The organism is Kosakonia oryziphila (genome assembly GCF_900094795.1).
GTDB lineage: Bacteria > Pseudomonadota > Gammaproteobacteria > Enterobacterales > Enterobacteriaceae > Kosakonia > Kosakonia oryziphila.
On sequence record NZ_FMBC01000078.1, the window covers coordinates 1 to 13,063 of the forward strand.

General features: G+C 49.8%; 10 protein-coding genes. 7 read left to right on the top strand and 3 right to left on the bottom strand.

Annotated features, from left to right (window positions below):
• The 3 genes from GA0061070_RS25360 to GA0061070_RS23220 form a co-directional block, all read right to left on the bottom strand.
• Positions 1–210, bottom strand: a 210-nt coding sequence (locus tag GA0061070_RS25360; RefSeq protein ID WP_208598202.1) for a hypothetical protein, incomplete at its 3' end; no start/stop codon positions are given.
• Positions 211–650: 440 nt separating this feature from the next.
• Positions 651–1,244, bottom strand: coding sequence for a tyrosine-type DNA invertase (locus GA0061070_RS23215; RefSeq protein ID WP_090138790.1), 594 nt, complete (start codon positions 1,242–1,244; stop codon positions 651–653).
• 684 nt (positions 1,245–1,928) lie between these two features.
• Positions 1,929–2,513 (bottom strand): tyrosine-type DNA invertase, encoded by a 585-nt coding sequence (locus GA0061070_RS23220; protein WP_279616110.1) that lies wholly within the window; start codon positions 2,511–2,513, stop codon positions 1,929–1,931.
• Between the two features lie 1,251 nt (positions 2,514–3,764).
• On the opposite strand from GA0061070_RS23220, the gene GA0061070_RS23225 reads away from it, so the two are divergent.
• The 7 genes from GA0061070_RS23225 to GA0061070_RS23260 all read left to right on the top strand — a co-directional run.
• The gene (locus tag GA0061070_RS23225; protein ID WP_090138795.1) at positions 3,765–4,283 is read left to right on the top strand and encodes a fimbrial protein; all 519 of its coding nucleotides are present in this window, start codon (positions 3,765–3,767) and stop codon (positions 4,281–4,283) included.
• A 43-nt stretch (positions 4,284–4,326) separates the two neighbouring features.
• Positions 4,327–4,995: a fimbrial biogenesis chaperone gene (locus GA0061070_RS23230; protein WP_090138797.1), complete on the top strand. Its 669-nt coding sequence runs from the start codon at positions 4,327–4,329 to the stop codon at positions 4,993–4,995.
• Positions 4,996–5,012: 17 nt separating this feature from the next.
• Positions 5,013–7,562 carry a fimbria/pilus outer membrane usher protein gene (locus tag GA0061070_RS23235; protein ID WP_090138799.1) on the top strand — a complete coding sequence of 850 codons (2,550 nt, stop codon included), beginning with the start codon at positions 5,013–5,015 and terminating at the stop codon, positions 7,560–7,562.
• A gap of 13 nt (positions 7,563–7,575) precedes the next feature.
• A complete protein-coding gene (locus GA0061070_RS23240; protein ID WP_139109827.1) occupies positions 7,576–8,589 on the top strand; it encodes a fimbrial protein in 1,014 nt (337 codons plus the stop codon).
• Positions 8,590–9,178: 589 nt separating this feature from the next.
• A complete protein-coding gene (locus tag GA0061070_RS23250) occupies positions 9,179–11,254 on the top strand; it encodes an McrB family protein (protein WP_090138804.1) in 2,076 nt (691 codons plus the stop codon).
• A complete protein-coding gene (locus GA0061070_RS23255) occupies positions 11,247–12,533 on the top strand; it encodes an McrC family protein (RefSeq protein WP_090138806.1) in 1,287 nt (428 codons plus the stop codon). The genes GA0061070_RS23250 and GA0061070_RS23255 overlap by 8 nt, the downstream gene beginning before the upstream one ends.
• 242 nt (positions 12,534–12,775) lie before the next feature.
• Positions 12,776–13,063, top strand: a 288-nt coding sequence (locus GA0061070_RS23260) for a transposase (protein ID WP_208598203.1), incomplete at its 3' end; no start/stop codon positions are given.

The window sequence follows — 13,063 nt, forward strand, 5'->3', positions numbered from 1 at the left end:
GGTGTTCAGGGTCCGGAAAGGATTAAAGTGTCCGCGCAGGGGTATCCCGCTGATGGTTATCACCCCGTTGACGGTAACATACAGGGCATCACACCCCGGAAGCGTCCAGGTGTTTATCAGCACGCCGGCCGGGTACAGCACATCCGCGAACCACGGCGCGCCTCCGGTCTTCAGCGGGACGGTAATATTTTTGCAGCCTGCCACACTCATCCCCGCACCTCCACACATCCTGTTACGGCCAGGACAGTCTGTTTCGCCAAAAATCTTAACGGGTGGAGCATTCTCTCCCGCGTCACCTGACACCGGCATTTACGGGTGCCAGGCGGGCGGAAAGACTTTACATTTAGGACCATTCTGACAAATGACGTGATAAAACAGAATTAAGCTCTGCATATTTGAATTATAAAGATAGTTAATCTGTTTATGGGCCTTATCACAGAAATGAAAAACTACTACTCTTTATAAGGTTAATGAAATGGAAAATGAGGTAAATAAGGAGTAATGTTAAATTAATGAATATGGAAATAAGGGCCGGACCAAAAAAAGGGGAGTGACAGCAGTATTTTTTTATTATTTTTTAGTAGGTTATAAAAAAATAACTTAACTTAAATCAAATGTTGTTTTTTTGAAATTAGCTCATTACACTACATTTAACAGTTTGGTCCTATTTGTCCCTTCTTTGTCTTTATTTTACCCTGCCAGACTCCTTCAAAGCGCTCCGAATTACTTGCCGTATAATGGACCGTATGTCTGATGTTTTTATGTCCCAGATAGTCCTGTATCAGTCGGGTGTCAACGCCACGATCAGCCAGTGCAAAACCACAAGCATGACGCAGCATATGTGGGTGAGATGGCACCGGAATTCCCGCAGCCACACCAAGTTGACTTATAAGTTGATGAACCCGCTGGCGAGTCAGCGCTTTTCCCTGACGAGACAGAAACAGCCATTCACCATCTGCACCAGGCATTGATTCTCTAATTCTCAGCCAGGCCCGTATCGCACGGATCTCATTATCCAGCAGAGGATGGTTGGTATTGAGCCCATTTTTCATCCTACGTATAAACAGGCTTCTTTCCTGAAGATCTATATCTGACAACCGTAACTGACAGGTCTCGCTGACACGAAACCCATGCACAAAACTCATGTACACCAGACAGTAGTCCCTTTCCGGGTTACGACCTTCTTTTGCCGACATCAACAGCCTCTCCACCTCTGACTGGGTTAAATGCTTTCTTTGCGTCATTTTACACCTCCACTTTAAATAATTTATTAATAACCAGATACCACTGCTTAATAGCACGTCAATACACTACACCCGTTAACAATAACAAGGAGTCATAAAAATACAAATAAAAAGAGAACAGACAAGATCGAATCACAATAACCACAATCAAAATGTTGTTATTATGCGTTCAATGCAGTATTCAACATTATGTATATGATTGATCGGCGAAATTTCTAGTATATTGAAACAAAATATACTCATATTAGTTTATATGGTGATGTAAATGCGTTATTCACGACCTGCATTACTTTCCAGGAGATACAGGCGTAAGTAAAAATCCGCTTTTATAGAAGGCAGCATTGAATGCACCCACAAAGGACGCACCAAAGCCTTTAAAAAGAAATTTCCCAGTCCTGTAAGATTTAAACCTCAAGATAATAAGGCAGAGCCAAAACTTGTTGAAAACCACGCCCACAGGACGTGATTTTCAGTTGGCAATAAAATCCCCGTTCATATTTGAAGGGTAAAAACGCTAACCAAGATTGAGCAAATCCAGCACACTCTCTAAATAAGATGCCAGGATAAATAGTTTGAATCGCTAAAAGTTAAGAGCATTAAGCACATCAACTCATTCGAAAAATATTTGCGAGCAGCATAGCTGTGTATTTCTGATATTTAAGTCAAACACTACACCTCATACTTTCAGCACTTTCTTTTGATCCATGCGTTTTTAAAACGCGCAGAGTTAGCTGCTGTATATAAAACAGTATGTTGTATATTTCTGTGGCCGAGATAATCCTGTATCAGACGAGTATCATTACCTAATTCTGCAAGAGTGTAGCCACATGCATGCCTTAACATATGTGGATGGACATTAACCGGTAAGCAAGCTAATCGTCCGTAATCACTTAAGAGTTGATAAAAACGCTGCCGTGATAATTTTTTCCCTTGATGGGACAAAAATAACCATGGCAAATTGTTGCCAGGAAAACTTTTACGTTCCTCGAGCCATTTTTTCAGGATTTTATTTTCTGCCGGTAATAATGGATGGCTTGTACTTAACCCACCTTTAAGCCGTTTTATATAAATTTTTTGCGAAAGCGGGTCGTAATCCTCAAGTTTTAAAGCAGTAAGCTCACTGACTCGTAATCCATGAATAAAAGCCATATTGACCATACAATAATCCCGAGCTGATTTACTTTTCAGCATGATTGTTTTCAGCAATGCATTAATCTCATCTATAGTTAAATATTTCCGCTTCATCCTACTATCCTTTTTTTTTAAAATTCAAAGCTGAATAAATTTTACGCGTTCTTGTTGATCGCCCTCAGTCCATTACCATAACCACATAAAAAGCTCGAATAATTACCCTGATAATGCAGTAATTAACCACACCACCGATTTAATCCTCAGAATAAAAGCTCAGAGCGCATAATCATGCATAAAATATTGCAATAAGAAATAAGGAATTCCTTAAATATTAGTTTGCGCTTTGATTTTTTAGAGATGGGAGTGCACACCAACACGTATTACCAATTAATATACAAAATTTTTCTTATTTAATTATTATAATAATTGACATCCAGGAAATAGAAAAATGATAATTTTGATTATCTTAATACTTATTCCACAAGTGCACTCGCTAAAAATAAAAGCTGTGTGTTGACAACGCGTATGCACAACTACGATATAAAAAATTTATTCTTCTGCTATAACAATTCCTCTCAATATTTATTCATAATAACAAACCAGCATACTACGAGTGAGATCAATAAGTTCTTTTTCCTGCAATCTTCGTTCTTACTGTTTATCAGTTTCAGAAAGAGAGTACGTTTAAATGCTATCCGCCGTCTGCACATGGTCTTCCAGCATCCGTTTTGCCAAAGTACGGCAGCGCTTCTTTCCTGTTCCTTTTACTAACCGATTAATGACCCGATCTGGCTTCAGCACTTTACATAGCATCTCATCACCTAATCTGGCTCTATGGCAGTTCAGTTAAGACAATGCCAGCGTAGAACCTGCAATCAGGCTTAATGGTCCGTTAGCAAACGTAAACTTTTCCTTAATCAATATTATTGACATAAAAAATCAAAATACAAAATAATGCAACATATTTAACCAATTTTTAACATAAAAACAGAACCTAACATCCGTTGTTTAATGTTGGTTTATTGTTAAAAAGAATATTACTTCAAATTTTAATAGTAACAAAAATACATAATATTTTTTGGCTATCATATTGACCATACAGTAGATGTGGCTTATCCCGGCTGCAGTTCATCCAGCCAGTCGCAGAGCAACTGATTTGATGGATGCGTCCTGGTTTCCGCCTTTCACTGTACAAATAAGCTTTCACGCTGTGGGAGGCCACGTTTATCACCGGGAAGTGAAAATACAAAAGCCCAACAGACCGCCGCCAGCTGCAACCGGCAGCCACCAGGGGAAGTACCGGGCTGATGTCATACAGCAGGGATGCAGCGTTGGCACCACATGTGAAGTGACCACAAATAACGGGGCCGTGGCCCTTAAAGGACTGTCATGAAAAAAATCACTTTCATTACCATCGCACTGGCTGCCGGTGTCTGCGGAACGGCGCTGGCCGCCGACGGCACCATCAACTTCACGGGAAACATCAGCGACACGGCCTGTAAGGTCGATACCGCATCGGCAAATCAGACGGTAAACCTGGGCTCCGTCTCCGCGAACTCTTTCGCTGCGGCCGGGGCTACCGCATCCTCCACCCGCTTCACTATCAACCTGACCGACTGTCCGGCCGCGGTGACATCAGCCAGTACCCGTTTCGACGGCCCGCTGGCCAGTGGCAACAGCAATCTGCTGGCCCTGAGCTCAGGACAGACCACAACCGGGGTGGGTGTGGGGATCTACGAGCAGGACAGTACCACGCTTATTCCGGTGGGCAATGTTTCCGCCCCCGTCACCCTCGCCACTACCGGCACCAACGCCCTCAATTACATCGCGAAATATGTCTCGACGGATGCGACTGTCGGGGCGGGTACCGCGAACACCGTTGCGGCGTTTACCGTGACATATAACTGATCCTGTGAGCCGTTCGCGGCTCTTTTTTTTCAGAGAGACTGATATGTTTCGTCCACTGATTGCACTGGGCCTGTTTATGGTCTCGGTGGCATCCCCTGCTGGCGTGGAAATAGGCGGGTCAAGACTTGTCTATGAGGGGCGTGACCGGCAGGCAACAATGAGCGTCAGCAACCCTGACGACAGGCCCTATCTGATCCAGGCCTGGGTGGATAAAAATCCGGCCGCAGGTGACGGGGATAACACCTTTGTGGCCACCCCGCCGCTGTTTCGTCTTGAGCCGCATTCACAGAATTCGGTCCGGATCGTTTATACGGGCAAACCGCTTCCCACCGACCGCGAATCACTGTTCTGGCTGAGCATTAAAACGGTACCCGGCATCCCGAAAGAGGAGGCCAACCGGCTACTTATCTCCGTCAAAAGTGTGTTCAAACTTTTTTACCGACCTACGGGTCTGAACGGCGACCCGGCCACGGCTTACGAAAAAATCACCTTTACGCGTCGCGGCGGGCAGGTGTTCGTGTCTAACCCCACGCCCTACCACATCTCCTTTTATGAGTTAACGGTCGGCAATGTCCGGGTGAAGACACCGCCCACGCTGAAACCCATGTCGGAGCAGGCGTTGGCCGTCCCGGCAGGCGATGCCGGAACGGTTTCCTGGCGCACCCTCAATGACTTTGGCGGCATCACTGACGTCAAAAAAGCGAAAATCTGACCAAGGCTGAACCCTGTATGCAGACTCTCCCTTTTGCCCGCCGGCGGCCCGGCCCGGTACCGGCTGCGAGCGTTATCCTGATGTCACTGTTTGTGCGCCCGGTGCTCGCGGAAGATTATTTTGATCCCGATGCGGTTGAAAAGCGCAGCGGTCAGACGGGCGATATCGATCTGACTGCGCTGGAACGTCCGGGCGGACAGCTCCCGGGAACATACCGGACTGACATCTACCTTAACGGTACTTATGTGGCCGAAAGGGAACTCCGCTTCAGACCGGTCGGCAACGGGCTTGCTCCGGATCTCCGCCGGGAGGATCTGGTGTTATGGGGCGTACGCGCCAGCGCCACCCCCGCCTTTATGCAGGCCGGAAACGGTGCCCTGCGCGGGCCTGTCAGCCTGTATCTGCCGGACAGCCAGCTCCGCTATGATTTTGCGCAGCAGCGCCTTGATATCAGTATTCCCCAGGAGTACTTACACCCATCAGCCAGGGGGACGGTGTCCCCTGAGGAGTGGGATGATGGGCTTCCTGCGGCCTTTGTGAATTACGCCTACAGCGGCGCCAGCAGCCACAGTGATTACCAGAACGGGAGCGGGCAGAGCAACTATCTTAACCTGCGCAGCGGCATCAACCTCGGCGCCTGGCGCCTGCGGAACTATTCGTCCTGGTCCGATACGCCGCACTCACGCCACTGGAACAGCATCAATACCTACCTTCAGCACGATGTTAAACCGCTGAAAGCGCAGTTTATCGCAGGTGACAGCTACACGCCCTCTGACGTCTTTGACAGCTTTGCCTTCCGGGGCGCGCAACTGATGTCTGATGATAACATGCAGCCGGAAAGCCGAAGGGGGTTCGCCCCCGAGGTCCGTGGCATTGCCCAAAGCAATGCACGCGTTACGGTGAAACAGGACGGTAACATCATCTATCAGGCTTACGTGCCGCCAGGTCCCTTTGCTATCACCGATCTGTATCCGACCGCACCGGGCGGCGACCTCAGTGTCTCGATCCTCGAAGCGGACGGCACCGTACGCCAGTTTACCCAGGCCTTTTCGGCCGTGCCCGTCATGCTGCGCGAAGGCCGCATCAGATACTCGGTCACGGCCGGTCAGTACCGCGTTGCCGGAGAGGCAGACCATGCCCGTCATGAACCGACATTTCTGCAAGCGACCGGGATATATGGTCTGCCCTATGCCACCACGCTTTACGGCGGCTCGGTGGTTTCCGGTGACTATGTGGCCGGCAGTCTCGGGGTGGGAAAGGGGCTGGGCAGCCTGGGGTCCGTATCGGTTGACGGCACGCTGGCCAGAGCGCAGCTCAGCGGGCTGGATAAGCAGGGTGCCTCGCTTCGTTTTCAGTACGCAAAAGATTTCACGCAAAGCGGTACCACCGTCACTCTGGCGGGATACCGTTACTCCACCTCCGGCTACCTGGATTTTAACGAGGCCAACGGCTACTACGATACTTTGCCACACCCTTCCGGCAGTGATGCGCTCACCGAAGCCGAACAGGCGCAACGTGACTATGCCCTCTGGCGTGCACAGCACAACAAGCGTAGCCGCGCACAACTGAACGTGAATCAGACGCTAGGTGCCTACGGCAGCCTGTATGTGTCGGCCTATCGGCAACGGTACTGGGGTGCCAGCGGCAGGGAAAGCAACCTCAGCCTCGGCTACAATATCAGCCATAATGCGGTGAACTACGCCCTCAACTATTCATGGGCAGAATCGCCCTACTACAGCCAGAAAGACCGGGTGTTGTCGCTGTCCGTTCAGGTCCCGCTTGACCGTTTCCTGCCCACCAGTTGGCTCAGTCTGTCGGCCAGCCAGGCTGACCACGGGGCGTCCGTGGCATCGGCTGGCATATCCGGTACAGCGCTGGCCGACAATAACCTCAACTACAACGTCCAGCAGGGCTACGCCAGCAGCGGCAATGGCGCAACGGGCAGCGCGACCGCCGACTATAAAGCCGCATTCGGAGAGTATCAGGCGGGTTATAACCATACGCGGCATACGCGACAGCTCAATTATGGTGCCATGGGGGGTGTGGTTGTGCATCCCTACGGGCTGACACTGTCGCAGCCGCTGGGTGACACGCTGGCTCTGGTCAGGGCGGAAAAGGCGGCGGACGTGAAGGTAGAGAACAACCCCGGCGTCCATACTGACAGCCGGGGTTATGCCGTGGTGCCCTACCTGGCACCTTACCGTCATAATGTTGTCAGGCTCAACACGGGTACGCTGGCAGATCGCGTGGATGTGGTCACGGACACCCGGACGGTTATTCCGGGACAGGGAGCGCTGGTGCTTGCAGATTTTCCCACCACTTACGGACAGAAAATCATGCTGACGCTGACGTCTTCCTTGCCGATTCCGTTCGGTGCCAGGGCCTCCGTGGTCAGCGGACGCCAGACGGTGTCCGGCATCGTGGATGATCACCGTCAGGTTTATCTCGGTGGCGTACCGCCGCGCGGCAGGGTCAGCGTCGAGTGGCAAGGGGGACGATGTGAAGCCGCTTATGATACCCGCACGGATGAACCGGGCGTCCACTTCATCACCTCGCAATGCCGGTAAGGGAGACCGGATTATGAACATAACATCACTGAGTATTGCCTGCGGGGGACTGCTTGCCCTTGCCACCACGGATGCCTGTGCGTATCAGTGCACGAGAGTGACGGCGTCGACTGTCCTGACGCCGCCGCCGGTCACGGTGCAGCGGGATTTGCCGGTGGGCGCACTGATCGGCAGCGATGTGGTGTCCGGCGTGGTGCAGAGCTATAACTGCACGAACACGGCACCAGCCCTGACCTATCAGGAATCAGGCGTAAAAGGATACGGGACCTATGTCACGACGATTAATGGTCGCCGCGTCTACAGCACCAACATCGCGGGTATCGGGTATGCAGTGGGGGCCACCTTAACCAACAACTGCAGTAATACTATATATGTGGGCGGAGGAAATACGATGGATGGTAATGCCAATAACGCCCGGATGTGTTCTGTCAACGGTATCTTTAAATACCAGCCCCTGGAAGCCCAGGCCCGCATTCAGTTTTACAAGACGGCGCAGACGACCGGCACCGGTACGGTGAGTGCGCGGCAGGTCAGTGCATTTATTCTGCGTAACAATCAGCAGAGCTGGAGCCTGCCGGAATCGACAATCAGTATTGCCGCGTTTAACGTGACCACGGTGGCCTGTACCGTGGGCAACACCGCCCTTTCCGTTCCGATGGGCACGGTGGAGAAACGCGTGTTCAGCGGCCCGGGCACCTGGCCGGGGGACACTAACACCCGCAGTTTCACCATTCCGCTGAACTGCAACGCCGGCACCCGCGTCAGCCTGCAAATAGACGGCAGCGCGCAGAATGCCACCCAGGGAGTGCTGAATCTGGCCGGCGGCGCAGGCAGCGCCACCGGCGTGGGTATTCAGTTGCTTTACAATAATGCGCCCCTGCCGCTCTCGACAGTTATCAGTACGGGTACAGCAGCATCAGAAGGGACATACAGCATTCCCCTTCAGGCGAGATATTATCAGACAAGCAGCGACATCACGCCGGGAGTGGCAAACGCCAGCGCCACGTTTACGCTTGTCTATCAGTAAGGCCGGCCCTGCTACCTGTACACGAGGGTAATATCGCGTCTCTGCTTGCCGCCGGTCTGGGTTACCGTGGCGAGCTGGTAAGGCGAGGTACTTTCTGCCCCGCCTGCAGGATAGCGTATCTGGCGCGTCTGGCCTCTGCGGGAGCACTGTATTCTCGTGTCCTGAACACTGACGTCGGTAACACAGGCTGGCTCCAGAATCGCACCTGTAAACCGGATTGTTCCGGTCATGCCCACGGCAGCGCAGATATTCAGGCCGGAGATAATGAAGCAGAAAAGAAGGGTTTTCATAGAGATACTCCTCAGGCATATCCGGGTATAACGGCTGATCCGGGAGAATCTTAAGGGGTTTCTGCTGCTGTATTGTCTGGAGAGTGAGGAAAAGATGAGTTCTCATGACATCAGTCAATTTTACTGACAGAGGGCTTATCGCAACAGGGGATTATTTCCTGAGAGGACTTCCTCAGGTATCAATAGTTAGTGCGCCGAAATAAAAGTTCTTTCTTGCAGACGGTTCGATCAATACATAACAGCCAGAACGCATTACCATCGTTAAGTAATGAACCGTTTAAAAGCAGAGGAAACACGTGATGGATCTTGTGGGTAACATCGAAGCAGGCAAGCTGACACTGGGTGAATGGATTACTACTCTGGCTGAAGATAATGATTACTCCTCTTCCGAGTGGAATCAGCGATACCGCGCATTTACGATACAGCTACAGCAAACCTCGACATTCGCGAATCCTGAAACGGATGATTTAGTTAAGCGACTTTGGTACGAACGTGACAACGGTATTGCCAGTATTCGTCAGGGCGTTCCCTCTTTAGCGGAATATGAGCAGAATATCCCATTGTTTAGAGAACTCACCGAACGTGTTCGTCAGCAAGCGGATGAAGCTACCTACCAATATGTAGGCAATGCGCTGTTGCAGGCCAAAGAAACCGGACAGCTTAGGCGTATGTACTGGAGTTTAAGAAACCGTGTCTTTGCCTCATTCTCACCAGAGTTTTGCACCACTACAGTAGATGAGAATGCGTTTACCAAAGCGGCAAATTTTCTGAATAAGCAATTTCATCTCGGTTTAGCATTGACCGGAAATTGGTTACAGAAAAACCATGAATTGAAGCAAGCCATACACACCCAATCTCCCAATGCAGATCCTTATTACGTGAATATGGCTATCTGGCATCTCTATGAATTGCTCTGCGAACGCGATAATGAACAAAAACAGGGGACAGTAACTGGCACTACATCCACAGCCAGCAGTAAGCACGCCGAGGTTAAGGCCATCCCACATTCCCCCACTAACGTGATCTACTTTGGCCCGCCAGGCACAGGCAAGACCTTCACATTGCAGCAAAAGATGAAAGAGTACACCTCTCATGCTGCACCAGCCGATAGTGATGCCTGGCTGGATTCTCGCCTCGAATCATTGAACTGGATGCAGGTTATAACACTGGTGCTGCTCGACCTTGAAAAACGAGCCAAAGTTCGCCAAATAACAGAACACCAGTGGTTCCAACGTAAGGCACTGTTGAATGGCCGTAGTAGCAACTTTTCGCAAACTGCCTGGGCGACATTACAATCCTTCACTATAGCGGGATCAACGACTGTTGCTTACAAAGGTCGCCGCGAACCAGCGATCTTCGACAAAACTGCCGATAGTGAATGGTTTTTGGTTGAATCCCAGTTAGAGCAAGTCGATGAGCTGCTTTCTCTTTATACCGAGTTAAAACAAGGGCCTAAATCTGCCGAAGCCATCCAGCGTTTTGCCGCGGTTACCTTCCACCAATCTTACGGCTATGAAGAATTTATTGAGGGTATCCGCGCTCGCTCTGACGAAAGTGGCAATATCTCCTACCCTATTGAGCCGGGGATCTTTATGCGGCTGTGTCAGCGGGCCAATGCCGATCCTGCCCATCGTTACGCCATATTCATTGATGAGATCAATCGCGGCAACATCTCCAAAATTTTTGGCGAACTGATCTCGCTCATCGAAGTAGACAAGCGTGCGGGTATGTCTAATGCAATGAGCCTGCAATTGTCTTATAGCGGTGATCCCTTCAGCGTACCCGCCAATGTCGACATTATTGGAGCCATGAATACAGCGGACCGTTCTTTAGCGCTTATGGACACGGCTTTGCGCCGTCGCTTTGACTTTGTCGAGATGATGCCTGATCTCTCTTTGCTGAGTGGAACGAAAGTGAAAGGCATAGAACTCGAGCCGTTGCTAGAGAAACTCAACAGCCGCATCGAAGCACTTTACGATCGTGAACATACGCTCGGGCACGCATTTTTTATGCCGGTAAAACATGCACTCGATGCCGGTGATGAAGAGGCCGCGTTTAAACAACTGAAGATCGCATTCCAGAAAAAGATCATGCCACTGTTACAGGAATACTTTTTCGATGACTGGAACAAAATCAGGTTGGTGCTGGCAGACAACCAAAAGCAAGACGACAGCCTACAGTTCGTGATTGAAAAAACAGACGACCTGGATACGCTTTTTGGTAACAACCATGCTTTACAACGTCATGATCAGCAATCGACAGCTTACGAGCTCGAAGCATTCGATCAAGAGATCTGGAACAGGCCACAGGCTTACCAGGCTATTTATCAGCCGCAGCAGGCCACCCTTGATGAACAGGCTGTAAACAATGGGTGAAGTGATCTCTGTTTTTGAATATGACCTGTTAGGGAGTGGAAAAGCGGCTTCCGTTGGCGCAAAGCTGGTCCCACAACAGGTTTTTGATTATTTAGAAGCGCTTAGCCTGACAAGCATCCAGGGAAGCCAGTTTCTCAAGCTCACCTCTCGCTCAGGTTTCAAATTACTACAGGTGCAAAACTACGCAGGGATGCTTTCTACTCCCCACGGTTTTCAGCTTGAGATATTGCCTAAGGTTGGTAAAAACCTCACTAATACGAGTGCGCGAGAGACATTTATCACAATGCTAAGCCACCTGCCTGGGTTTCGACATATTCAAACCCAGCAGGCCACTCTTCAGGCGCAGCACATGCCTTTGCTCGAGATTTTTATCAGCCAGTTTTTGAATAGCGTCAGCCAGTTACTGAAACAGGGTTTACGATCCGACTATGTGAACGAGCAAGGCAATCTGCCTTTTATGAAGGGCAAGCTGATGCTTTCCGCACAGTTGCGGCATAACGCAATGAATCGCCATAAGTTTTGTGTTGATTATGATGATTACATGCCGGATTGTTCAGCCAACCGGCTCTTACACTCCGCGCTGGATAAGCTACTTAGTCTGAAGCTGTCATCAGAGAATCAACGCTGGCTTTACGAATTGCGCTTTGCGTTTGACGGTATTCCATTTAGTCGGGATATTGAAAACGATATAAAGAGCTTACGCCTTGAGCGTGGTATGGCCCATTACAACGAGCCAATGGCCTGGGCACAGTTGATCCTTCGGGGGATGAGCCCGAGTGCCTTGCAGGGAAACACCAAAGCCATATCGCTCTTGTTCCCTATGGAAGCGGTGTTTGAGTCTTTTGTTGCACAAACCCTCCCCGATGAATTACCCCTTCACCTCAACGTTAAATCGCAGGCTGCCACTTATTCCCTGGTGAAACATGGGGCCTGCGACTGCTTTAAGCTTCGCCCGGACCTGCTTATTCAGTCACGCCACCCGGTTCAAACCAAAATGGTGATGGATACAAAATGGAAGCTGGTGAATGGCACTGAGCAAAAAAAATCACTCTATGGACTGGCGCAATCCGATTTTTATCAAATGTTTGCCTACGGCCAAAAATACCTTGGTGGAACAGGCGAGATGTACCTGATTTACCCTGCTCATGATGACTTTACCCGACCGATACCGCAGCATTTTTCGTTCTCGGACACTTTGAAATTATGGGTTGTGCCCTATCAGATCACAGCAAAGCGCGGTGAACGGATGATGTGGGCGAGTGATGTGTCCAATATATAGCGATGAAGTCAGTTGGTGTGGGCCCGTCCAAAACATCGAAGCGGCCGCGCTATATGGGTGATGCACAACTGGATATACGTCTGATTTTTCTTTATCAGATGAAGTTCAAAGGTGTTTTCGCCCATAATTTGAGACTGTAATCTGACCTATACCTGTATAAATAATCGGTAATTGTCAGATCTGGTGGGAGTGTTAGAAATTCTGTGTCATTCCAGTAATATACAATCAAAAAGGAATGACACATGTCCCAGCCCTTCGATTTTGACAAAGCACTTAAGGCTCTCCAGTCCGGTCAGGCATTAACCGGAAAGGATGGTATCTTAACGCCATTAATCAAACAGTTAACTGAAGCCGCTCTTGCTGCTGAGCTTGATTCACATCTGGCTCAGGATGTGGAAGCCAACCGTAAAAATGGTTCCGGTAAGAAGACCATCAAAGCGCCGACCGGCAGCTTCGAACTGGCAACTCCGCGCGATCGTAACGGCACCTTTGAGCCGCAGCTGGTTAAGAAGCATCAGACCACGCTTTCT

Coding starts and splice junctions, on each gene's coding strand:
- GA0061070_RS23215 (WP_090138790.1), bottom strand. CDS start 1,244: ATGACGCAAAGAAAGCATTTAACCCAGTCAGAGGTGGAGAGGCTGTTG.
- GA0061070_RS23225 (WP_090138795.1), top strand. CDS start 3,765: ATGAAAAAAATCACTTTCATTACCATCGCACTGGCTGCCGGTGTCTGC.
- GA0061070_RS23230 (WP_090138797.1), top strand. CDS start 4,327: ATGTTTCGTCCACTGATTGCACTGGGCCTGTTTATGGTCTCGGTGGCA.
- GA0061070_RS23235 (WP_090138799.1), top strand. CDS start 5,013: ATGCAGACTCTCCCTTTTGCCCGCCGGCGGCCCGGCCCGGTACCGGCT.
- GA0061070_RS23240 (WP_139109827.1), top strand. CDS start 7,576: ATGAACATAACATCACTGAGTATTGCCTGCGGGGGACTGCTTGCCCTT.
- GA0061070_RS23250 (WP_090138804.1), top strand. CDS start 9,179: ATGGATCTTGTGGGTAACATCGAAGCAGGCAAGCTGACACTGGGTGAA.
- GA0061070_RS23255 (WP_090138806.1), top strand. CDS start 11,247: ATGGGTGAAGTGATCTCTGTTTTTGAATATGACCTGTTAGGGAGTGGA.